Annotated in this window: 19 protein-coding genes; 12 read left to right on the forward strand and 7 right to left on the reverse strand. The window is 72.5% G+C overall.

Features of this window, described 5'->3' with window-relative positions; genetic code table 11:
* Window positions 1–131: 131 nt before the first annotated feature.
* The 5 genes from Pta02_RS24105 to Pta02_RS24125 all read left to right on the forward strand — a co-directional run bounded on the left by Pta02_RS24105 (window position 132) and on the right by Pta02_RS24125 (window position 5,229).
* Entirely contained in the window at window positions 132–1,598 is a 1,467-nt protein-coding gene (locus Pta02_RS24105) for an ATP-binding protein (RefSeq protein WP_239131192.1), read from the forward strand.
* A 90-nt stretch (window positions 1,599–1,688) separates the two neighbouring features.
* Window positions 1,689–2,396, forward strand: a complete 708-nt coding sequence (locus tag Pta02_RS24110; protein ID WP_203877191.1) for a class I SAM-dependent methyltransferase — start codon at window positions 1,689–1,691, stop codon at window positions 2,394–2,396.
* Between the two features lie 112 nt (window positions 2,397–2,508).
* Window positions 2,509–3,045, forward strand: coding sequence for an RNA polymerase sigma factor (locus Pta02_RS24115; RefSeq protein ID WP_203877192.1), 537 nt, complete (start codon window positions 2,509–2,511; stop codon window positions 3,043–3,045).
* A complete protein-coding gene (locus Pta02_RS24120) occupies window positions 3,045–4,169 on the forward strand; it encodes a CU044_5270 family protein (protein ID WP_203877193.1) in 1,125 nt (374 codons plus the stop codon). Before Pta02_RS24115 ends, Pta02_RS24120 begins: the two co-directional genes overlap by 1 nt.
* A gap of 91 nt (window positions 4,170–4,260) precedes the next feature.
* On the forward strand, window positions 4,261–5,229 hold the full coding sequence (locus Pta02_RS24125) for an aldo/keto reductase (RefSeq protein WP_203877194.1): 969 nt from the start codon (window positions 4,261–4,263) through the stop codon (window positions 5,227–5,229).
* A gap of 110 nt (window positions 5,230–5,339) precedes the next feature.
* On the opposite strand, the gene thpR is transcribed toward Pta02_RS24125, so the two are convergent.
* From thpR to Pta02_RS41990, 5 genes are all read right to left on the reverse strand, one after another.
* On the reverse strand, window positions 5,340–5,990 hold the full coding sequence (gene thpR, locus Pta02_RS24130) for an RNA 2',3'-cyclic phosphodiesterase (protein WP_203877195.1): 651 nt from the start codon (window positions 5,988–5,990) through the stop codon (window positions 5,340–5,342).
* Complete coding sequence (locus Pta02_RS24135; RefSeq protein ID WP_239131193.1) at window positions 5,944–7,323, reverse strand: MFS transporter; 1,380 nt, start codon at window positions 7,321–7,323, stop codon at window positions 5,944–5,946. Before Pta02_RS24135 ends, thpR begins: the two co-directional genes overlap by 47 nt.
* 164 nt (window positions 7,324–7,487) lie before the next feature.
* A complete protein-coding gene (locus tag Pta02_RS24140) occupies window positions 7,488–7,946 on the reverse strand; it encodes a MarR family winged helix-turn-helix transcriptional regulator (protein WP_203877196.1) in 459 nt (152 codons plus the stop codon).
* 195 nt (window positions 7,947–8,141) lie between these two features.
* Window positions 8,142–8,603 carry a hypothetical protein gene (locus Pta02_RS24145; RefSeq protein WP_203877197.1) on the reverse strand — a complete coding sequence of 154 codons (462 nt, stop codon included), beginning with the start codon at window positions 8,601–8,603 and terminating at the stop codon, window positions 8,142–8,144.
* A 125-nt stretch (window positions 8,604–8,728) separates the two neighbouring features.
* Window positions 8,729–12,421, reverse strand: a complete 3,693-nt coding sequence (locus Pta02_RS41990; protein WP_203877198.1) for a CHAT domain-containing protein — start codon at window positions 12,419–12,421, stop codon at window positions 8,729–8,731.
* Window positions 12,422–12,612: 191 nt separating this feature from the next.
* Between Pta02_RS41990 and Pta02_RS24155 the strand changes: the two genes are divergently transcribed.
* Window positions 12,613–12,966 carry a YciI family protein gene (locus Pta02_RS24155; protein WP_239131202.1) on the forward strand — a complete coding sequence of 118 codons (354 nt, stop codon included), beginning with the start codon at window positions 12,613–12,615 and terminating at the stop codon, window positions 12,964–12,966.
* A gap of 63 nt (window positions 12,967–13,029) precedes the next feature.
* On the opposite strand, the gene Pta02_RS24160 is transcribed toward Pta02_RS24155, so the two are convergent.
* Window positions 13,030–14,478, reverse strand: a complete 1,449-nt coding sequence (locus tag Pta02_RS24160; protein ID WP_203877200.1) for an MFS transporter — start codon at window positions 14,476–14,478, stop codon at window positions 13,030–13,032.
* Between the two features lie 115 nt (window positions 14,479–14,593).
* Between Pta02_RS24160 and Pta02_RS24165 the strand changes: the two genes are divergently transcribed.
* From Pta02_RS24165 to Pta02_RS24180, 4 genes are all read left to right on the forward strand, one after another.
* Window positions 14,594–15,634 carry a sigma-70 family RNA polymerase sigma factor gene (locus tag Pta02_RS24165; protein ID WP_203877201.1) on the forward strand — a complete coding sequence of 347 codons (1,041 nt, stop codon included), beginning with the start codon at window positions 14,594–14,596 and terminating at the stop codon, window positions 15,632–15,634.
* Between the two features lie 131 nt (window positions 15,635–15,765).
* Complete coding sequence (locus tag Pta02_RS24170) at window positions 15,766–16,896, forward strand: serine hydrolase domain-containing protein (RefSeq protein WP_203877202.1); 1,131 nt, start codon at window positions 15,766–15,768, stop codon at window positions 16,894–16,896.
* A 69-nt stretch (window positions 16,897–16,965) separates the two neighbouring features.
* Window positions 16,966–18,117, forward strand: coding sequence for a MalY/PatB family protein (locus Pta02_RS24175; RefSeq protein ID WP_239131194.1), 1,152 nt, complete (start codon window positions 16,966–16,968; stop codon window positions 18,115–18,117).
* A gap of 105 nt (window positions 18,118–18,222) precedes the next feature.
* Complete coding sequence (locus tag Pta02_RS24180; RefSeq protein ID WP_203877203.1) at window positions 18,223–18,942, forward strand: hypothetical protein; 720 nt, start codon at window positions 18,223–18,225, stop codon at window positions 18,940–18,942.
* A 77-nt stretch (window positions 18,943–19,019) separates the two neighbouring features.
* Here Pta02_RS24180 and Pta02_RS24185 read toward each other — a convergent pair whose 3' ends face one another.
* The gene (locus Pta02_RS24185) at window positions 19,020–19,631 is read right to left on the reverse strand and encodes a TetR/AcrR family transcriptional regulator (protein ID WP_203877204.1); all 612 of its coding nucleotides are present in this window, start codon (window positions 19,629–19,631) and stop codon (window positions 19,020–19,022) included.
* A 91-nt stretch (window positions 19,632–19,722) separates the two neighbouring features.
* Between Pta02_RS24185 and Pta02_RS24190 the strand changes: the two genes are divergently transcribed.
* Window positions 19,723–20,337: a flavodoxin family protein gene (locus Pta02_RS24190; RefSeq protein WP_203877205.1), complete on the forward strand. Its 615-nt coding sequence runs from the start codon at window positions 19,723–19,725 to the stop codon at window positions 20,335–20,337.
* Complete coding sequence (locus Pta02_RS24195; RefSeq protein ID WP_203877206.1) at window positions 20,334–21,410, forward strand: NAD(P)H-dependent flavin oxidoreductase; 1,077 nt, start codon at window positions 20,334–20,336, stop codon at window positions 21,408–21,410. Before Pta02_RS24190 ends, Pta02_RS24195 begins: the two co-directional genes overlap by 4 nt.
* Window positions 21,411–21,484 lie beyond the last annotated feature (74 nt).

Raw genomic sequence — 21,484 nt, forward strand, 5'->3', positions numbered from 1 at the left:
AGGCGCTCGCCGGTGCCCAGGACCTCCGCGCCGTCGCCGGACAAGGTAGCGGCACCAACCAGCGCTTCCCCCTTTAGGTGTATAACTCTAAGAGTTATAGTTCTAAGGGGTATACCTCTAAGGAGCACTCGGTGATTCGCAAACCCGATCACGTCTTCGCGCGGGACGCGGAATGGACCGCGCTGAGCAGGTTCGCGGAAAGCCGGGCGCCGAGCACCCGGCTGGGCGTCGTCAGCGGCCGGCGCAGGCAGGGCAAGACTTTCCTCCTCAACGCCCTCGCCGAACAGGTCGGCGGCTTCTACTTCGTGGCCACCGACGACACCGAGACCGAAGGTCTGCGGAGATTCGGCGAGGCCCTCGCCCTGCACACCGGCGGCGGGGGCCAGTATCACTTCGACAACTGGGACCAGGCCGTCGAGAGGCTCTACGCCACGATCCCCGAAGGGATCATCGTCATCGACGAGTTCCCCTATCTGGCCAAGGCCAGTCCGGTCCTCCCCTCCCTGCTCCAGCGGGCCTTGGATCCCGGAGGCACGGCCCGGCGGTCGGAGGCGAAGCTGCTGCTCTGCGGCTCCGCGATGTCGGTCATGGGCGGCCTCCTCGCGGGTAACGCCCCGCTTCGCGGGCGCGCGAGCCTGGAACTCATGGTGAGCCCCCTGGACTATCTCGCCGCGGCCCGGTTCTGGGGGTGCGACCGCGACCACGAACTGGCGGTCCTCCTGCACTCCGTCGTCGGGGGCACCCCGGCCTACCGGCACGAGTTCGTCTACTCCGACGTCCCCGGCGCGTGCGAGGAGTTCGACGACTGGGTGGTCAGGACCGTACTCAACCCGATGGTCCCGATCTTCCGCGAGGCCCGGTACCTCCTCGCCGAAGAGGCCGAAATCCGTGACCCCGCGCTCTATCACGCCGTTCTGGGCGCCATCGCCTCCGGGCACAATACGCGCGGCGGCGTCGCGAGCTATCTCGGGCGCCCTTCGACCCACATCGGCCATCCCCTGACGGTCCTGGAGGACAGCCGTCTGATCACCCGCGAGCAGGACGCGTTCGCCTCCGGCAAGTCCGTCTACCGGATCGCGGAACCGCTCATCACCTTCTACGAGAGTGTCATGCGCCGCACGTGGAGCTTCCTCGAACGCGGACTCGCCGAGCAGGCATGGGCCGTGTCCGGCAGCGGATTCCGATCCCAGGTGGTCGGTCCGCACTTCGAGGAGCTGTGCCGGGAGTTCACCATCCGCAACAGCCTCGAACTCTTCGGTGAGCTGCCGGAGCGGGTCGCCTCCGGAGTCGCGCCGAATCCCGCGACGAGAAAGCAGATCCAGGTCGACGTCGCGGTGCTGGCCCCGGGTGAGCCGGGCAGGCCCTCCCGCCTGCTCGCGCTGGGCGAGGCGAAGTGGGGCAAGGTCATGGGGTTGCGGCACCTCGAACGGCTCCGCACGGCCAGAGACCTGCTGGCGGTCAGGAAGCACGACACGGAGGGCACCCGGCTGATCTGCTACGGCGGCGCCGGTTTCGACGACGATCTCCGCGCCGCCGCGGCGGACGACACCCGGATCGTCCTCGTCGACCTCCCCCGGCTGTACGGCCGGGCGGCCTGAAGCGCGGCCCCCGGGAGAACCCGTCATCCGGTATGCGACATGCCCGATTCCTCCCTCCGGGGAGCGGGGCCTGGGATAGCGTGGCCCGCCGTGACCGACTTCATCGCCGTCCCCTTCTATGACCTGTTTCATGAGAACGGGCACGTACCGAAGATCCGTGAGAAGCTGCCCGCCCTGCTGACCGGTGTGACGCGGAGCATCCTGGAGATCGGCGCGGGCACCGGGATGATCACCACGTCGCTCGCCGAGTGGACTCCGGCCGAGATCTTCGCGCTGGAGCCCTCGGAGGGCATGCGCGCGGTGCTGCTGTCCCGGCTGGCCGGGCGCCCCGAGCTGCTCAAGCGCGTCACCGTGCTGCCCTGTGACGCCCTGAGCGTGGACCTGGCCGAGCCGGTCGAGGCCATGGTGATGATCAACGTGATGTACGCGCTGGAGCCGGACTACCGCAAGCGGATGTGGCCGGTGCTGGCCGGGCAGCTGGAGCCCGGCGGTCTGCTGGTGTTCACCTGGCGCGCCGGAGGCGCCCCGGAGCCGCGCCCGCTGCAGGAAGTGGAGTCGCGCCAGGTGGGCCGGCACACCTACAGGGTCCTGGTGGAGATCACCGAGTCGGGCCAGGAGGCGAGCAAGGCCCGCTATCTGTACCAGATCGCCGAGGGCGACACGATCATCGCCGAAGAGGAGATCGTCGGCCACGCCTACCGTCCCCCGTGGGAGACGATCGAGGCGGAGCTGACCGGCGCGGGCTTCGTCCAGCAGGCCGACGCGCCCGACGGGATGCTGGCCTGGCGCCTCGGCTGAGGCCGGGCGGATCGGGGAGGACCGGGTCGGGGCGGATCGGAAAAACCGGGAAGGGGCGCCGGGCTGCGGCGAAGAAGGGATATCTCGTTCTTCCGGCAAGGGAGACCCTCGCATGAGCGCAGTGCCCGACGAGACGTCGATCGTCGACCCCGACCGGTTCGGCGCCGTCTTCGACGCTCACTACGGGGAGATCCGCCGCTACATCGGGCGCCGGCTCGACATCGCCACCGCCGAGGACCTCGCCGCCGAGACCTTCCTGATCGCCTTCCGCCGGCGCGGCCGGTTCGACCCCGGGCGGGGTGCGGTACGGCCCTGGCTGTACGGCATCGCCACCAACCTGGTCAACCGGCACCGCCGGGCGGAGCTGCGCCGCTATCGGGTCCTGGCCAGGACCGGGCCGCCTGCGGACGACGACGGCCACGACCAGCGGGTGGTGGACCGCGTCGCGGCGGGGGTGACGGTCGGCCGGCTCTCGGAGGCGCTGGCGCGGCTGTCGCGCGGGGAACGTGACGCGGTCCTGCTCGCCGCCTACGGGGAACTCACCTACGACGAGATCGCCGAGGCCCTCGGGGTGGCCTGCGGCACCGTGGCCTCCCGGCTCAGCCGGGCCAGGACCAAGCTGCGCGACTGGCTGGGAGTGGAGGTCTGATGGACACCTTCAGGATCATCGGCGATGTGATGCCCGACGTCCCGGCCCCGGCCCAGGAGACGGTCGCCGCGGCGAGGGCCGGCATGCTCCGCGCCCGCCGCCGGTTTCCCCTCCGGACCGGGATCGCGGTCGCGGCGGCGGCCACGGTCGCGGTGATCGGCACGGCCGTCGCCGTCCCCCGGCCGGGGGACGGCACGGCGGTCACGGCGGCCGTGCCGAGCCCCGGGGAGGTGCTCGGCGAGGTGGCGGACCGGCTGGCCCGGCGGGAGGAGCCCGAGCGGGTGAGCTGGCGGGTGGAGACGGAGCTGGTCGACCGGTCGCCGTTCACGGGGGACGTGCTCGCGGGGGACGCGTTCACGGTCGAGAACCGGAGCATTGAGGTCAGGTGGGCGGGGCCGTACGGGGCGACCGTCACCCAGGCGACCCCGATCGGGGCCGGGCCCTTCACCGCGGCGGACAGGGCGAAGTGGCGGAAGATGGGGTCGCCCCGGATCTGCGGGACGGACAGCGAGTGCGGGAACGACCAGTACGACCGGATCCCCTACGGCCGCACCCGCTACACCCCCGGTCCGCCGGCCGACTACGACGTGTTCGGCCTGCGGCTGGGCATGCGGGAGCTGCGCGGGCTGCCGCGGGACCCGAAGGGGCTGAGGACGGAGATCGTCTCGCGCTGGGCGCCGGTGCTGGAGTCCGCCGGCGGGCGCGGCGGGGAGGCCCCCGCCCCGGTGCCCACCTTCTCGCAGGACGACGTGGTGTGGCAGGTGGGATGGGAACTGCTCGCCGAGGTCCCGGCCACCCCCGAAACCCGGGCGGCCGTCCTGCGCATGCTGGCCGCGACGCCGGGCGCGCGGCTCGCCGACGGCCTCCGGGACGCCGCCGGGCGGGCCGGCCTGGCCATCACGCGCGCCTCCATGGCGCCGGGGCTGGAGACGAGAATCCTGATCGACCGCGACACGGGCGATCCGCTCGCCTCCGAGCTGGTGGACACCGCCGCCGGACCGCAGGACCCGCCCGCCGGGAGCGCGTACTCCTCCCGGCTGGTGCGGCGGATCGGCTGGACCGACGAGGTCCCCGTCCTCCCCGAGGGCTGTACGGCGCAGCGCGACGACCTGTGCCTGCGATGACGACCTGTGCCCGCGACGAGCGCCGGGACTCCCGGACACTCCCCGGGCGGGGCTCGCCTGGAGTGCGCTCCAGGTCCCTAGGCTGGATCACATGGAATACACGCAGCTTGGCCGTACCGGCCTGAAGGTCAGCCGCCTCTGCCTGGGCACCATGAACTTCGGCCCCGCGACCACGGAGGAAGACTCCTTCGCGATCATGGACCGGGCCCACGAGCTGGGGATCAACTTCTTCGACACGGCCAACGTCTACGGCTGGAAGAAGGGCGAGGGCATCACCGAGAACATCATCGGACGCTGGTTCGCCCAGGGCGGCGGCCGTCGCGAGAAGACGGTCATCGCCACGAAGCTCTACGGCGGGATGGGCGACTGGCCCAACGAGGACCGTCTTTCCGCGCTGAACATCCGCCGGGCCTGCGACGCCTCGCTCAAGCGCATGCAGACCGACTACATCGACCTCTACCAGGCTCACCACGTCGACCGGAACACCCCGTTCGAGGAGTTCTGGGAGGCCATGGACATCCTGAAGCAGCAGGGCAAGATCCTGTACGTCGGGTCGTCCAACTTCGCGGGCTGGCACATCGCCAAGGCCCAGGAGGAGGCCCGCCGCCGGAGCACCGTCGGCCTGGTCTCCGAGCAGTCCCACTACAACCTGATCGTCCGGGCCCCCGAGCTGGAGGTCATCCCGGCATGTGAGGACTACGGGCTCGGCCTGATCCCGTGGAGCCCGCTGGCGGGCGGCCTGCTCGGCGGCATCCTCCGGAAGATCGACAAGGGTCGCTCGGCCTCGGAGAACATGGTCAAGGAGCTGGAGAAGCACCGGAGCAAGATCGAGCAGTACGAGGCGTTCTGCGACGAGCTCGGCGAGGACCCTGCCAACGTCGGCCTGTCCTGGCTGCTGCACCAGCGGGCCGTCACCGCGCCGATCATCGGCCCGCGTACGCTCGAGCAGTTCGACGGCACCGTCAGGGCTCTGGAGATCGAGCTCGACGACAAGGCGCTGGCCCGTCTCGACGAGATCTTCCCCGGGTTCAGGACGGCCCCCGAGGAGTACGCCTGGTAGAGGCGTTCAGGACACCTCAGGACACGAAAGCGCCGATCACCACGAGGAGCACGAGCAGCGCGAGCACCGTGGGCAGCAGCCAGCGACGGGGACGATCCACGTTCTGGAGCCTAGCCCCGCCCACCGGGTGCCCGCGCCGTCAGGGGCCATCGCGCGACGGTCTCGTAGCGGACCGCGGCCCCCAGGTGGCTCCTCACCAGGTGCACGGTCCCGGCCTCCCACGGGGCCCCGGCGAACGACTCGAAGTCCTCGACCAGGGAACGCACGTCGGCGTCCTCGCGCGATCTGGCCAGGGTCAGGTGCGGCCGGTATCTGCGGCTCTCGTCCACCTGTACGGCTCCCGCCCGCCGCGCCCCGGCGGCCAGCGAGCCGGCCAGGCGGACGAGCGGGGACCGGCCGCCCTCACGCGGGCCCCCGTCCTCGCGCGGACTCCCGACATCGTGCGGACTCCCGACATCGTGCGGGCCCGCGTCCTCGCGCAGGCCGGCCCAGAACACGCGCGCCCTGCGGGCCGAGGGGAACGCGCCCGCGCCGGTGAACGCCAGCGTCATCGGAGCGTGGCGCGACACGGCGCGGGCGAGGCGCTCGTGCAGCTCCGGCAGGACCTTCTCCGGCACCTCGCCCAGGAACGCCAGGGTCAGATGCCAGTTCGCCCGGTCGATCCAGCGGAGCCGGGGCCAGGCGGCACGGTGCGGGCCGAGCGCGCCGGCGAGCTCATCGCACGCCGGCTGCGGCGGCAGCAACCCCACGAACAGCCGCATGCGACCTCCTGCCGATCACCTTCGTCAGCATTATCGCCGCGCCGACGCCGAGCAGGGTGAGCGCCCCGCCGACCATCACGCCCGCGCGCGGGCCGCCGAGGTCGGCGATCCAGCCGAGCAGCGGCGCGCCGATCGGGGCGCCGCCGGTGAACACCAGCACGTAGATGCCCATCACCCGGCCGCGCATCTCCGGCGAGGTGGCGAGCTGGACACTGGAGTTGGCGGAGGTGTTGACGGAGATCAGCGCGACGCCGGTGGGGATGAGCAGGAGCAGATAGACCGGGTACCACGGCGCCAGGCCGGTGGCGATCTGGAACAGGCCGAACGAGACCGAGCCGCCGATCAGCAGCCGCCGGCTGGGCTTGGTCCGCCGGGCCGCCATCAGCGCGCCGCCCAGCGCGCCCACCGCGAACATGCTGGAGGCCAGGCCGAAGGAGGCCGCACCCGAGCCGAAGACCTCGCTGGACATCAGCGCGATCGACATCGAGAACGACTGCGTGCACAGCGAGACGAAGGCGACCAGCAGGATCGGCATGAGCAGTTCCTGCCGCGCCAGCACGTAACGCAGACCCTCGCGCAGCTGGCCCTTCTCCCTGGGCACCGGCGCGGGGGTGGTCAGCTCCGAGGCCCGCATCATCACCAGGCCGCCGAGCACGGCCAGGAACGAGACCGCGTTGATCAGGAAGATCGGCCCGGTCCCGCCCAGCAGGGCGATCAGCACACCCGCGACGGCGGGGCCGACCACGCGGGCCAGGTTGAAGCTGGAGGCGTTCAGCGCGATGGCGTTGGGCAGGTCCCTGCGGCCGACCATCTCCACCACGAACGACTGCCGGGTCGGCACCTCGACACAGGCGATGAGGCCGAGGGCGAAGGCCATCACCCATACGTGCCAGACCTGCACGACCCCGGTGACGGTGAGCACGCCCATGGTCAGCGCGAGCAGACCCAGGAGCGACTGGGCGACGAAGAGCAGCTTCCGCTTGGGATAGCGGTCGGCGAGCATGCCGCCCCAGAGCCCGAACAGCACCATGGGCAGGAACTGCAGCGCGGTGGTCACGCCCAGCGCGGTGGCGCTGCCGCCCGTCAGGCCGCCGCCCGCGGCGCTCGCGGTCAGGTTGAGGACCAGCAGGTCCTGGGCGGTGCGCTGCATCCATCCGCCGACGTTGGAGACGACGCCGCCGATGGCGAAGAGCCGGTAGTTGCGGTTGCCCAACGAGCGGAACATGCTGCCCCGCGCCTCCGGCACGGCCTGGGCCGTACCCGTCTCCGCGGCCTGCATCTCACGCGCGGCCGCCTCCCGGGCGACCCTCCTGCGCCGCAACCGCGCCCGCATCCCCAGCTTCCTGCCGGGTACGGCGGGCGTCCGCGTGCTGGCGAGGACCGCGTTCCCGGGTGCGGCGTTCCCGGGTGCGGCGTTCCCGGGTACGGCGGGCGAGCCGGAGAACCGCGCCTCGGCCTCTGCGGGGGTGGCCGAGGCGCCGCGTTCCTCGGGCTCGGCTAGATCCGGCTGAGCTTCTCCAGAATGGGAGCCGCCTGCCGGAGCACCGCCCTCTCCTCCGGGGACAGCTCCTTCAACCGCTGCGTCAGCCACGCCTCCTTGAGGCGGCGTTCCTCCTTCAGCAGCGCCGAGCCCTCGGCGGTCACGCTCACGGTCACCTGCCGGCGGTCGGTCGGGTGCGGCGTACGCGACACCAGCCCCCGCTCTTCCAGCGCGGCGATCACGCGCGTCATCGAGGGCGGCTGCACCTTCTCGTGCTCGGCCAATTCGCCGGGGGTTATCCCGGAATGCCGTTCCACGGCGACGAGCGTCGCGACCTGGGTGGGGGTCAGCGAGTGGCCCGTGCCCTGCCTGCGCAGCCGCCTGTTCAGGCGTGCCAGGGACACGCGCAGCGCCGATGCCAGACCGGCGTCGCTGCGCAGATTCGCGACGGGGTCCTTCCTGGTTGGGGCGTTCATTAGCGTAAGTCATTACCTTTGCTAACGAAGTCTGACCGCATCTCATTCCCTCCGGTCCGGTTTTATTCCCGCGAGCCGTACAGCGTGCCAGACACAGTCCCCATACCCAAGCCACGGACGGCCGATCCGGGAGTGAAGTCGATCTCAGCGCGCAACCGCCCCAGGAAGGGCGGCCACCCCCGATCCCGGCCCGCCTCAGGGCGGCGGATAGAGCCCGATCAGCTTGCTGATGAGCCTGCCGAGCGTGGAGTCGCGCATCGGTTTGTGATGGAGCTTGAAGCTCCACCCCTTCTCGGGGTCGTGCTCCAGCTTGAACTCGGTCCTGATCGCGATCACCACCAGCGCCCCGACCCCGATCAGCGCGGGATCGAACCGCTCGCCCCTGTCGGCCGCGGCGATCTCCGCGGCCCGGGAGACCGTGTCCGGATCGCTCTCGGCCAGATACAGCAGAGCGGCCCTGGCCGCGTCCCCCGGCGTGGCCTTCTCATCGGCCCCGGCCTCCGCCCGGATGTCGCCCTTGCCCGCCGCCTCCGCGACCCGCACCTCGTCCGCCCGAAGCCGCGCCGCGTCCAGCGGCGCCCCCTGCCGCTCCAGCACCAGCCAGAGAGCCGCGACCGCCTCCCCGTCCGACAGCGCCATGACCCGGTTCCCGACCATGCGTCCCTCCCGCGAATTGGAGTGCTACTGAAAGAACGACCCGAACCCACCGGGCGTTTCCCCGGAGGCCCGTAAGACCGCGGACGCCCCGGCGCCGGAGAGACAGAAGACGGCGGAACGCCGGGTCAGCCCGGGGACCGGGCGATGGCCGTGACCTCTTGGAGGAGGTGGTCGTAGGTCCGCCGGAGGGTGCCGGGGCCGGTGAGGGCGGAGAGCAGTCCGGCCAGGCGGACGCCGGGGACCTCCTCGACGATCCGGCACAGGGCCGCCGCATCGGCGGGCACCCGGGCGGGATCGGCCGACCGGCGGAGATCGTCCGCGGCCGCCGCCATCGAACCCGCCAGCCCTTCGCCGCCGGTCACCGCACGCACCAGCGCCGCGGCCAGGTGGTGCGCCAGTGCCGCCTCCGGCCGGCCGGCACTCTCGGCCAGGCAGTTGCCCAGGTTGTGGTGGCTCACCGCCGTCCCGGCCACGTCCCGTGCGGCGTACCTGTAGCGCAGCGCGTCGCTCTCCAGGGCCAGCGCCCGCTGTCCGTGCCCCCGCTGGTGTTCCAGGTCGGCCAGTGACGACAGCGCCTTGCCCAGCATCTCGGTGTTGTGATGGCGCTCGAACACCTCCCGGCAGCCCGCCAGCACCCGCCACGCCTCCTCGACGCGGCCCAGCCGCAGCAACGCGGCGGAATCGTTGAACCACGCCCGCGCCATCGCCGTCTCGGCCGCTCCGCGCGCCCGCATCGAGGCGAGGACCTCGGCGTTGAACTCCAGAAGCCGCTCCCACGCCCCCAGCTGCGCCGCCGCCAGCCCGCCGACGTTCAGCAGCACCTCCCGCACGTTCCACACCGCCACCACCTCGTCCTCACCGGCGCGCGGCGGCAGTGCCGCCATCCGCTCCCGCAGTCCCCCGATCTCCGCCAGGACCTGCTCGGCCCGCCCCATGAACACCAGCACCTGCAATCGCGCCACCTCATCCGACAGCAGGGTCCACGGCCCCATCCCCGCCCGCCGCGACAGCTCGACCCGCCGCCCGGCCAGCGCCAGCGCCTCCTCCAACCGCCCCGACTCCTGGCACAGCCGCACCAGCTCGCTCGTCGCCACCGACATGACCCTGTAGTCCACGCCGGCCTCCGCCCGCGCGGCCAGCCCCCGCAGCAGTCCTTCCGCCGCCCCCGCGTCCACCACCGCCAGCGCCCTCGCCAGGACGAACACCGCCGCCGGCTCGTCCTCCCCGCCGCGCACCGCCTCGGCGATCCGCCGCAACGGCGGCACGATCATCCCCGCCACCCTGCGCGAACCGTCCCGGTACAGCACCTGCTCCAGCAGCCCGCACGCCCGGATCCACTCCTCCAGCCGCAGCAGGTACGGCACCGCCGCCAGCCCCGCCCGCACCACCAGTTCCCCGCGTTCCTGCCCGTCCTCCCCCTTCACCGCGTAGGCGAACACCGCATCCCAGAACACGGCCAGCGTCGTGTCCACCGCCGTCCTGAACGTCTCTCCGGCCGCCTCCCTGCCCGCCTCGGCCACCCCCGGGTGCACCCCCATCGGCCCGTCCGCGTCCGGCGCCGCCACCAGCCCGCGCGCCGTCAGCGCCCCCAGCGCGGCCTCCAGGCCCGGCGTCTCCCCTGTGCGCCCCAGCCGCTCCCACAGCACGGGCCGGACCGCCTTCAGCACGAAGCCGAGCCGATCGTCCTCTTCCAGACAGCACAGGAGGGCGAACAGATCCCGCTCCGCCTCCGACAGCCCCTCGGCCACGACCTGCGTCCACCGCTTCAGGACCCGCAGATAGTCCTCTCCGCGCACCTCCGGCGGCTCCTCGACCGCGAAGAAGTCCTCCGGCAGCCCGCCCTCGCTCTCCCGCCAGGCCGTACGGCCCGCCTCCAGCAGCCCGCGCAACCGTCTCGCATCCGCCGCCTGGCCGTCGGCCAGCTCCAGCAGCTTCGGATGCCCCTGGGCCAGTCTCACCGCCCGCACGGCCAGCTCGCGGGCGTCCGAGGCTTCCAGCCCACGGACCCGGCCATCCATCAGCGCCCGCAACCCCGGCAGTTCCCGGGCCAGCAGCAGCGCCTCGGCCGCCGGGAGGGTGTCGACCGCGGTCTGCCGCACCCGGGCGTCCAGCGAGGCGGGCCGGATCCGGCTCGTCATGATCAGACGTGAGTAACCGGAGTGCCCGGTCAGGGCGCCGACCAGCAGCCCCCACCTCTCATCCCGCCACTCGCCGCCCGGGGTCAGCAGGGACTCGGCGTTGTCCAGCAGGACCAGCGCCCGCTGCGTCCTCGCGAACTCGGTCAGCAGCGGCACCGTCGCCCGCAGCCGGTCGGCGTCCTCGACCGCGCCCGTCAGCCGCAGTCCGGGGACCTTCCGCTCCAGGTCCAGCGCGAAGGCGTTCAGCGCGTCGGCGATGTCCGTGCCCTCGTCGGGTGCCTTGTGCCAGGCCACGATCCGGAACGACTCGGCGTGGGTGTGGGCCAGCTCCAGCGCGCACGCGGTCTTGCCCGCACCCGGCATGCCGTACAGCAGCACGCCCGAGCGCCCGCTCCTGGGCGCCAGGGCCGCGCTCGCCTCCGTCATCACCTTGGTCCGGCCGACGAAGCGCGGCGGCTGCGCCGGCAGTCCGGCCAGCTTCAGCGACTCCGGCCTGAACGTCACCGGCTCACCCTCCGGAGCGATCAACGACAGGTCCACCGCGCGGGCGCCGAACAGCGCGGGGGTGGCCACCGACAGGGCCGGGCAGTCCGGGGTCGGCGGGTCGGTGACCGCCGTGCGCAGGGCCATGCCCAGCGCGCGGGGCAGCGGACGGCCCTTGTCGACGAGCAGGTCGTACAGCCCGGTGCTGAGGTCGATGGCGAAGGAGTCGACGACCGGATAGCGCATGGCCAGCACCGCGCAGCCGAGCCGGCCGGCGAGATCGGTGGCGAGGGTGTCCGTCGCGGACTCGCGGCCCGGGGACACGGGGCCCGTGGGCGCGGACCATCCGGGCGGCGGGGTGACGCCCAGGGCGCGCAGCTGGTCGGCGGCCTTCAGCGCGGCCGACCAGCAGGCGGAGACGGTGACGAGCTTGAGCCGGTCGGCGGTCAGGTCCAGCAACTCGACGAAGTCGGCGGCCGGGACCGGGTCCGGCGAGCCGTCCGGGTGCTCCAGCAGGAGCTCTCCCGGGGTGCCGTGGCCGCAGACGTGGACGACGTCCCAGCCCTCGCCGTCCTCCAGGATGCCGATCAGCCGCTCGCGGGTCACGCCGTACTGCAGCACCCGCAGCTCGACCGCCCGGCCGCGCACCGCGCCGATCTCGGAGAACATCGTGGCCAGCGCGTGCCGCTCGCGCCGCAGGTTGAGCACGCCCGCGCCCACCGGCAGGCTGAACAGGCCGAGCACGCGCAGCCTCTCGCCGACCGGCTCCTTGGCCGCGGGCCCGCCGCCGTTTCCGCACATCACCAGCGGGACGTTGTGCAGCGCCAGCGGCACGCCGTCCACCCTCGCCAGCTCCAGCGGGCGGAAGGCGAGCACCCCGGCCTCGGGCGGCAGGACCACCCGGACCGCCGACGGGCGGGCCCCGACGAGCGCCGGGCCGACCGCGCCCAGGACCTCGGCGCCGATCCAGTCGCCGACCTGGGCCAGGAGCTCGGCCTCGGCCTCGATCCGCCGGTCCGGAGCCGCGTTCCAGCGCAGGTACCGGTGCAGGTCGGAGAAGGCCGTGAACCGCCAGTCGCCGGTGTCGAGCCGTACCTCGTGGTCGGCCAGGAACCTCCCCCGCGCCTCGTGGAGCGTCCAGCGCCACCGGTGCGGTCCCTGGAAGTCGTGGGCCTGGAGACACAGCTCTGCGGGCATGGCATCACCTCGGGGAGAAGGTTCACCCGTGATGCTAGGTCCGGGACGGCCGTCCGGGGTTTCCTCTCGCGCGGAACCCCCGCTGAGATTTTTTCCGACCGGGTGTCGAGAGACCGCCGTCCGCTCCGACCTCTGTGCGCAAGGCGCCCGCGGGAGGCGTCGGGACCGCGAGGAGCGACACGGTGAAGTACATGCTGATGATCTACATGAACACCTCGATCTGGGAGACTCTGTCCGAGAATGAGCGCAACGAGGTCTTCCAGGGGCACGACGCGTTCATCAAGGAGATCACCGAGTCCGGGGAGATGGTCGGCACCGAGGCCCTGGCCGACCCGGCGAACGCCGCCGTCGTCCGGGTCCGCGGCGGGGTGCCGGCCGCCACGGACGGGCCGTACATCGAGGCCGGGGAGTTCTTCTGCGGTTACTACCTGGTCGACTGCGAGAGCGGGGAGCGCGCGGTGGAGCTGGCCGCGCGGATCCCGGACGCCCGTTACACCGGCATCGAGGTACGGCCGCTGATGGACCAGGGCGGAGCGGAGGTCTGACGGCACCCGGCCGGGACACGCTCGCGATGAAGGCCCGCGGACGCCCCGGCCGGGACGGCGGGGTCACCCGACGCGGGCCTTCTCCTCCTGCCGTTCCTCCCGGTCGAACTGCTCCGCGACCCGCTCGGCGCTCCTGCGGGCCCGGGCACCGGTGGAGACGATCGCGAAGACGAGCACCAGCGCGCCGTACCCGGCCAGGATCCACCACGCGGCCTGGCCGGCCCGGACGAACCCCGCGCCCAGCACGCCGCCCAGCGCGGAGGCGACCACCGAGCCGGAGATCGCCACGCCCAGCGCCTGCCCGACCTGGCGGCTGGTGGAGGCGACCGCCGCGGCGACTCCCGCCTGGGCCAGGGGCATGCCGGAGACCGCCGTGTTCGTGACGGGCGCGTTCACCATGCCGAACCCGAGCCCGAAGACGGCGTAGACCGCCAGGAGCGCCGGGAGCGGCGTGGTGGACGTCACGAAGGTGAGCAGCACGCCGGAGGCCGCCAGCCCGGCGCCGGCGACCACCAGGGACGGGCGGGGCCCGCGCCGCGCGACGAGCCGCCCGGACAGGGGGGCGGCCACCAGCGCGGTCAGCGCCATCGGCAGCGTGCACAGGCCCGCCTGCAGGGCGCTCAGGCCCCGTACGTTCTGCAGGTAGAGGGTGTTGAGGAACAGGAACCCGCCCAGCCCGGCGAAGGCGCTCAGCGCGATCACCGCGGCGCCCGAGAAGGGCAGGCTGCGGAAGAACCTCAGGTCGATCAGGGGCTCCCGCCGGCGCGGTTCGTAGATCAGCAGGCCGGCGAGCGCGACGGCCGCGACGGCGAAACAGATCAGCGTGGACGCCGCCCCCCAGCCCGCGACGGGCCCCTCGATGATCCCGTAGGTCAGTGTCGCCAGCAGCACGGCGACGAGAAGCTGCCCGACCGGATCGATGCGCCGGGGACGCGCGGCCCTGGACTCGGGCACGAAGCGCGCGGTCAGCAGGATCGCCGCCACGCCGATGGGGACGTTGATCCAGAAGATCGCCCGCCAGCCCACCGGCTCCACCAGCAGCCCTCCGACGAGGGGGCCCAGGGCCATGCTCAGCCCGGCGACCCCCGCCCACACGCCGATGGCCCGGGCGCGCTCCGCGGGCTCGGTGAAGGTGTTGGTGATGATGGACATCGCCACGGGGTTGAGCATCGACCCCCCGACCGCCTGGACCATCCGGAAGATCACCAGCCATTCGAGGCTGGGCGCGACGCTGCACAGCAGCGACCCGGCCGAGAAGATCACCAGGCCGATCTGGAAGGTACGGCGACGGCCGATCCGGTCGCCGGTCGACCCGGACAGCAGCAGCAGGCTGGCCAGCACGAGCGTGTAGGAGTCGACCGTCCACTGCAGGCCCGACAGCGGGGCGTCCAGGTCGCGCCCGATCGCCGGCAGGGCGACGTTCACGATCGTGTTGTCGACCGCGACGATCAGCAGGCTCATGCAGCAGATCGCCAGGACGAGCAGGCGCCGACGACGACTGATTCCGGACATCCGGCTCCCGTGATTGTGCTTCTCCCCACTCTTATCACGGGGGCACGTGACACCTTCCGGGGCCTTCCTCCCGCTTCGTCGCGCGGAACGCCCGGCGGTTGGTTGACTGGACCCCATGAACGAGATCCAGGCGGAGGACAGCACACTGGTGGACGCCGCCCGCGCGGGGGACGAGTCGGCGTTCGGCACGCTGGTCGAGCGCCACCGGCGGGAGCTGCGGGTGCACTGCTACCGGATGCTCGGTTCCTTCGAGGAGGCCGAGGACATGGTGCAGGAGACGTTCCTGCGCGCGTGGCGGGGGCGTGCGGGCTTCGAGGGCCGCTCGACCTTCCGGGCCTGGCTGTACCGCATCGCGACGAACGCCTGCCTGGACTTCCTCGACCGCCACCCGCGCCGGCCGCTCCCCCGGCAGGCGCCCGTCGTGGAGGGCGGCGCCGTACCGCCGCCGCCCGCGCCGCCGTCGGGGCACATCTCCTGGCTGCAGCCCTATCCCGACCGGCTGCTGGAGCCGGCCGCGCCGAGCGAGGCCGAGCCGGACGCGGCGGTGGTCGCCAAGGAGACGATCGAGCTGGCCTTCCTGGCCGCCATCCAGCACCTGCCGCCCCGGCAGCGGGCGGTGCTGATCCTGCGGGACGTGGTCGGCCTGCCGGCGCAGGAGACCGCCGCGCTGCTGGAGATGAGCGTGCCCGCGATCAAGAGCGCGCTGCAGCGGGCCCGGCCGGCGCTGCGCGAGCACCTGCCCGAGCGGCGGTCGGAGTGGGCGCCGTCATCGGACCCGACCCGGGAGGAGCGCGCGGTGCTCCAGCGCTACATCGACGCCGTCGAACAGGCCGATCCCGCCGTCCTGGCCGGGATCCTGCGCGACGACGCGTGGCAGTCGATGCCGCCCCAGCCCATGTGGATCCTGGGCGGGAAGGCGATCGTCGAGGCGTGGCGCCCGGCCATGGTCGGTCCCGAGTCCTGGGGCGACTGGCGCGTCCTGCCGGTTCACGCCAACCGGCAGCCGGCCGCGGCGGCCTACCTGCGGCGCGCGGGCGAGTCCGTCTACCGGCCCTCGTGGCTCGGCGTCCTGCGGGTCGAGGACGGCCTGATCACCCAGATCACGACCTTCGGCGACGAGGTGTTCCCGGCCTTCGGTCTCCCCGCGGAACTGTGACGTACGGCGGCCGCCGGCTGCCCCGCGGCGGGCCGGTCGGCGGCGCCGTGAGAAATCTTTCCCGGGAGCGATTCCTTTTCCGGCGGGTCGCCGTCTCAACGGTCACATGTCGCATCGCGAAGGGACCGATCATGAACATCGATCTGCAGAAGCAGGTTCAGGAGGCCGCCGACCGGCTGGTGGAGTCCGGTGCGGAGACGGGCCTGCAGGTGGCCGTCTACCGGCGCGGTGAGCAGGTGGCCGACGTGGTCGCGGGCGTGGCCGACACCGCCGCCGGCCGGCCGATGACCTCCGGAACCCCCGTCTACAGCACCTCGACCGGCAAGGGCGTCACCGCCACCGTGGTGCACGTGCTCGTCGAGCGGGGCGCGCTGTCCTACGACACCCCGATCGCCGAGCTGTGGCCGGAGTTCGCCGCCCACGGCAAGGGCTCCGCGACCCTGCGCCACGCCCTGACCCACACGCTCGGGGTGCCGGGGGTGCCTGTCGGGACCACGCCGGAGGACCTGTGCGACTGGGACAAGATGTGCGCCGCGATCGCCGGCGCCACGCCGTGGTGGGAGCCGGGGACCAGGGCCGGCTACCACCCCCAGTCGTTCGGTTACATCGTCGGCGAGGTCGTACGGCGGGCCACCGGCAAGCCGATCTCGCAGGTGCTCAAGGAGGAGGTGGCCGGGCCGCTGGGGGTGGCCGACGAGCTGTTCTTCGGCGTTCCCGAGTCCGAGCTGGGCCGCCTGGCCCGCCTGGAGGAGGCGCCGCTTCCGCCCGGGATGCCCGCCGAGATGTCCCCCGAGATGTTCGCCGACATCCCGTTCTTCAGGGTCGTGGACGGCTACACGGCGGCGCCGATGGCCGCGATGCCGGATGCCGCCTTCGGCAACCGCCCGGACGTCCTGACCTCCGACATCCCGGCGGGCGGCACCATGACGGCCCGCGCGGTGGCCCGGATGTACGCCGCGCTCATGGACGAGGTGGACGGCGTACGGCTGGTCTCCCCCGAACGGCTCCGCGAGATCACCGCGGCGGCGTTCACCGGCATGGACGAGGTCGCCGGCTTCCCCGCCACCTGGGCCCTGGGGTACGCCCTCGGCGCCACCGAGCAGCTCAGCGGCCCCACCCTGTTCGGCATGTCCGGCAGCGGCGGGACCGCCGCCTACGCCGACACCGCCACCGGGACCGCGTTCGCTTTGATCAAGAACCGGGTCTCCTCCGGGGACTACGGCACCTTCGACCACATCGGCCGGATCGTCATGAACGGCTAGCCGTCTCCCGGGTCGTCCCGAGCGCTGATCTAAGGTGATGTCACCGCGCAGCCAACGGAGGACCCTCGCATGTTCGACAACCTCGACGTCGAAGAGCTGCGGCGCCGGCCCATGGTGAAGTGGGCCGACGCCGGACCCGGGGTGCTCCCCGCCTGGGTCGCCGACATGGACTTCCACGTCGCGGCACCGGTGCGCGAGGCGCTCGTCCGGGAGATCGACACCGCTCTGGGCTACCCGCTCTGGGACGACCGGCCCGAGGCGAACCCGCTCAGGGCCGCCTTCACCGAGCGGATGACGCGCCTGTACGGCTTCAGCCCCGATCCCTCGCACGTCCGGGTGTTCACGGAACTGATCCAGGCGCTGCAGGTGGTGCTGCACGTCGCGACCCGGCCCGGGGACGCCGTGGCCATGCACACGCCCGCCTATCCGCCGTTCCTGAAGACCCTGACGGACATGGACCGCCGGCTGGTCCCCGTCCCGATGACCGACGACGGCGACGGCTGGTCCTTCGACCCGGACCGGCTGGCCGGCGATGTGGCCCGCCACGGCTGCCGGGCGCTGGTGCTGGTCAACCCGCACAATCCCACCGGCCGGGTCCTGACCCGCGACGAGCTCGGCGGGATCGCGGAGATCGCCGCCCGGCACGACCTCCTCGTCATCTCCGACGAGATCCACTCCGACCTGGTCTACGAGCCGAACCGGCACATCCCGTTCGCCTCGCTGGGCGAGGAGGCGGCCGGCCGTACCGTCACGCTGACCTCCGCCAGCAAGGCCTTCAACCTGGCGGGACTGCGCTGCTCCGTCGCCCACATCGGGGACGCGCGCGTACGCGAGGCGCTGCGGGCCCAGCCGCCCCTGCTGTTCGGCGAGGTGAGCACCCTCAGCGTGCTGGCCGCCCTGGCCGCGTGGCGGGATGGCGACGGCTGGCTGGCCGAGGCCCGGCAGACCCTCGCCCGCAATCGCGACCTGGTCGCCGAGGCGCTGCCCGCCGGGATCCGCCACCACAGCCCCGAAGGAACCTACCTGGCCTGGCTGGACTGCCGCGAACTCGGCCTCGGCCCCGACCCGGCGGCGTTCTTCCTCGACAGGGCCGGGGTCATGCTCAGCCACGGCCCCGACTTCGGCCCGGGCGGGGAGGGATTCGCCCGGCTGAACTTCGCCACCTCGGGACCGATCCTCGAAGAGATCCTGCGCCGCATGCGCAAGGCCGTGGACGCCTGAGGTCGCGCGCCGTACTCGCCATCGAGGGGATCCGCCCTGCCCGGCATGGTCACCGGCGGCTCCGCGATGGCACCATCGAAATGATCGACGATGGGAAGGCGGGGCATGGGGAGCTGGAGACCGAAGCCGGTACATCTGATCACGTTCCTGGCCTGCCTCATCTGCGACCTGGTGGCACCGCTGTCCCTCGTCAGGAACGACGAGGGGTTCATCGCCCTCCTGATGCTCCTGGCCTGGATGGCCGCTGTACCGGCGGCTCCGGTCCTGCTGGGCTTGCTGCTCCATCTGGGCGGCGGCAGGCGGTGGGCCGTCATCGCGGCGACGGCGCAGTTCGTCCTCGGTCTGGTCACCTTCGCCGGCGGAGCCCAGCCCCTGCAGGCCGTCTACCTGACCGCGCTGGGCCGGCCGGTCGAGGCCGTCGTCGCGGACTCCACCCGCGAATGCGGCAACCAGGTGACCGGCCAAGCAGCCGAGGCCGGTGCCTATACCTGCAGGGGCACCCTGGAGCTCGTACGGCTCGACGGCGAGGCGGTGGCCGGCGGCGGGATGAGGGGCAGCGATCTCGTGGACGCCCGGCTGGAGGCGGCCAGGGCGGACGGGAACCCGACGGACTCGATCACCGTCCTTGCGGATCCGCTCGGCCTGGTGAGCCCCCTCACAGCCGACCCCGCCACCGGACGGCCCGATGTCAGCGGCCCTCGGCGCATCCACGCCGCGGCCCTCGTGGTCTGCTGGATCGTGTTCGCCGGAAGCCTCGCCACAGCCCTCGTCACCGGCCGCCGCCGACCCCGGACGGAGTTCCCCGTCGGCGGCGAAACCGCCTGAACCACCATGGACGTCGCGCCGGGCACCGACCGGGCCGGACGCTGGGCGGATCTATTGGGCGGATCTATTGGGCGGATCTATGCGGTGGGGGAGAGACTGCCGGCCGCCCCCAGCAGGAGCCTGGCCTGCTCCCAGAGATCGTTCAGGATCTCCGGATCGTTGCTCAGCTTCGCGAACAGGACCAGCCCTTCCAGCTGCGCCACCAGCGAGCGGGCCGTGCCCGGCCGCGGCGGCGGGATGGCCCCCTCCCGCGCCGCGTCGTCGAGGGCGGCCTGGACCAGGCCGACCTGCTCGGTGAAGATCTCCTGCAGGCGTTCTTGAACCGGGCTGTCCTGCTGGCTCAGTTCGAGCGCCAGGTTGGCCAGCAGGCAGCCGTGCACCGCCCCTGCGGTCAGCTTGGTGCGGCGCTGCCCCTCGGCCTGTTCGCGGAAGAGCCGCTCCAGCCGGTCGAGCGCGGGTGCCGGCTCGTGCAGGATGGCGGTCCAGGCCGATCGCTGCGCCTGCCAGTGGGCGTCGACGACGGCGATGGTCAGGGCCTGCTTGGACTCGAAGAAGTGATAGAAGCTGCCCTTGCGCACCTCGGCTCGCGCGCAGATCTCCGCGACCCCGATGCTGCCGTACCCCCTGCTCAGCATGAGCTCGCAGGCGGCGTCGAGAAGCCGTTCGCGGGCGGTGCTCGATCGTCCCATGACCGGAGTATACGGTCGGTCAACTATAACTGGACATAGTTGACCGGTCGTCTATAAGCTCGATCCGCACCTGCGAACCGGAAAGGGCATCATGACCGACTCGATCACTGTCGCCGTCGCCTATCACAGCGGCTACGGCCACACCGCGCGCCAGGCACGGGCCGCCGCCGACGGCGCGCGCTCCGTTCCCGGCGTACGGGCGCAACTGCACGACGTGACCCGCCTGACCGACGAGCTCTGGGAGGCGCTGGGCGGGGCCGAGGCCATCGTCTTCGGCTCTCCGACCTACATGGGCAGCCAGTCGGCCGCCTTCCAGGCCTTCGCCGAGGCCAGCGCCAAGGTCTGGGCGGACATGGGCTGGCGCGACAAGATCGCCGCCGGTTTCACCAATTCTGCCGGGGTCAACGGCGACAAGCTCAACACGCTCACCTCCATGGCGCTGCTCGCCGCCCAGCACGGCATGACCTGGGTGACCCTGGGCCTGCCGCCGGGCTGGCTGTACAGCGCCGACGGTCGCGAGGACGACCTCAACCGGCTCGGTGGCTTCCTGGGCGCGATGGCGCAGTCGCCTTCCGACGCGGGCCCTGAGAGCGCCCCCTCCCCCGCCGACCTGCGCACGGCCGAGCACCTGGGCCGCCGGGTCGCCCAGACCGCGCTCCGCTTCGCCTGCGGCCGCCGCGCCCTGGACGGGGCGGCCGCCCGATGAGCGCGCGCACTCCCGCATGGTCCAGCGGCCGGCTGGAGCGGTTGCTCGGCCTGGACCACCCGATCGTGCAGGGCCCCTTCGGCGGTGGCCTGTCGTCCGTCGCCCTGGCCGCGGCCGTGTCCGAGGCGGGCGGCCTGGGCTCCTACGGCGGGCACATCCTCACCCCCGACGAGCTCACCGATCTGGTGACCACGCTCAAGGCGGCCACCGGCCGGCCGTTCGCGGTCAATCTCTGGGTCCCCCACCCCGGCGAGGCGCAACTGCGGGCGGCACCGGCCGACGTCGACCGCCTACGGCCCTACTTCGAGGAACTCGGCCTGCCGGCGCCCGAGGCCGGCCACCCGGCCGGCCAGGACTTCGACGACCAGGTGGATGCGCTGCTTGCGGCCGCTCCCCCGGTGCTCAGCTTCGTCATGGGCGTCCCGCCCGCGCGGGTCCTGGCCGAGGCCCGGCGCAAGGGCATCGCGACGATCGGCACCGCGACGACCGTGGACGAGGCGATCGCCCTGGAGCAGGCCGGACTGGACGCGATCGTCGCCTCCGGCAGCGACGCGGGCGGGCACCGGGGCGCCTTTCTGCGGCCCGTGGACGAGTCACTGGTCGGCACTTTCTCCCTCGTCCCGCAGATCGCCGACGCCGTCTCCGTCCCGGTCATCGCCGCGGGCGGGATCGCCGACGGGCGCGGCGTCGCCGCAGCGATCACACTCGGTGCGCACGGCGTGCAGATCGGCACCGGTTTCCTGGCCACCCGGGAGTCGGGGGCGAGCCCGTTGCACAAGGCCGCCCTGCACACGCCCGAGGCCCGGGTCACGGTGCTCACCCGTTTGTTCTCCGGACGCCTGGCCAGGGCGATCCCCAACCGGTTCGTCCGGGAGATGGCGGCCTTCGAGACGCAGGTGCCGCCCTATCCTGTGCAGAACGCGCTGCTGCTGGGCCTTCGCCGGGAGGCGGGCCGCCGCGGCCTGGCCGATCTGGTGAACCTGTGGGCGGGCCAGGCGGCACCGCTGACCACGGCGGGCGGGGCCCGCGACTACATCGGACGCCTGCTTGCCGAGACAGAAAAGATCTTGTAGGGATCAAAGTGGCGGCGCCGCACCCCTCAGCGGCACGGACCCCGGCCGCGCATGCGGCTGAACGCCTCTGCCCT

This window comes from Paraplanobispora takensis, from assembly GCF_016863195.1.
Taxonomy (GTDB): Bacteria; Actinomycetota; Actinomycetes; order Streptosporangiales; family Streptosporangiaceae; genus Planobispora; species Planobispora takensis.

Excerpts from the sequence above, each read along its gene's own strand:
- Pta02_RS24185 (WP_203877204.1), bottom strand. The coding sequence starts at position 19,631 with ATGGGACGATCGAGCACCGCCCGCGAACGGCTTCTCGACGCCGCCTGC.
- Pta02_RS24195 (WP_203877206.1), top strand. The coding sequence starts at position 20,334 with ATGAGCGCGCGCACTCCCGCATGGTCCAGCGGCCGGCTGGAGCGGTTG.
- thpR (WP_203877195.1), bottom strand. The coding sequence starts at position 5,990 with ATGCGGCTGTTCGTGGGGTTGCTGCCGCCGCAGCCGGCGTGCGATGAG.
- Pta02_RS41990 (WP_203877198.1), bottom strand. The coding sequence starts at position 12,421 with ATGCCCGCAGAGCTGTGTCTCCAGGCCCACGACTTCCAGGGACCGCAC.
- Pta02_RS24175 (WP_239131194.1), top strand. The coding sequence starts at position 16,966 with ATGTTCGACAACCTCGACGTCGAAGAGCTGCGGCGCCGGCCCATGGTG.
- Pta02_RS24115 (WP_203877192.1), top strand. The coding sequence starts at position 2,509 with ATGAGCGCAGTGCCCGACGAGACGTCGATCGTCGACCCCGACCGGTTC.
- Pta02_RS24140 (WP_203877196.1), bottom strand. The coding sequence starts at position 7,946 with ATGAACGCCCCAACCAGGAAGGACCCCGTCGCGAATCTGCGCAGCGAC.
- Pta02_RS24145 (WP_203877197.1), bottom strand. The coding sequence starts at position 8,603 with ATGGTCGGGAACCGGGTCATGGCGCTGTCGGACGGGGAGGCGGTCGCG.
- Pta02_RS24125 (WP_203877194.1), top strand. The coding sequence starts at position 4,261 with ATGGAATACACGCAGCTTGGCCGTACCGGCCTGAAGGTCAGCCGCCTC.
- Pta02_RS24190 (WP_203877205.1), top strand. The coding sequence starts at position 19,723 with ATGACCGACTCGATCACTGTCGCCGTCGCCTATCACAGCGGCTACGGC.
- Pta02_RS24135 (WP_239131193.1), bottom strand. The coding sequence starts at position 7,323 with ATGCGGGCGCGGTTGCGGCGCAGGAGGGTCGCCCGGGAGGCGGCCGCG.
- Pta02_RS24155 (WP_239131202.1), top strand. The coding sequence starts at position 12,613 with ATGCTGATGATCTACATGAACACCTCGATCTGGGAGACTCTGTCCGAG.
- Pta02_RS24120 (WP_203877193.1), top strand. The coding sequence starts at position 3,045 with ATGGACACCTTCAGGATCATCGGCGATGTGATGCCCGACGTCCCGGCC.
- Pta02_RS24170 (WP_203877202.1), top strand. The coding sequence starts at position 15,766 with ATGAACATCGATCTGCAGAAGCAGGTTCAGGAGGCCGCCGACCGGCTG.
- Pta02_RS24180 (WP_203877203.1), top strand. The coding sequence starts at position 18,223 with ATGGGGAGCTGGAGACCGAAGCCGGTACATCTGATCACGTTCCTGGCC.
- Pta02_RS24160 (WP_203877200.1), bottom strand. The coding sequence starts at position 14,478 with ATGTCCGGAATCAGTCGTCGTCGGCGCCTGCTCGTCCTGGCGATCTGC.
- Pta02_RS24165 (WP_203877201.1), top strand. The coding sequence starts at position 14,594 with ATGAACGAGATCCAGGCGGAGGACAGCACACTGGTGGACGCCGCCCGC.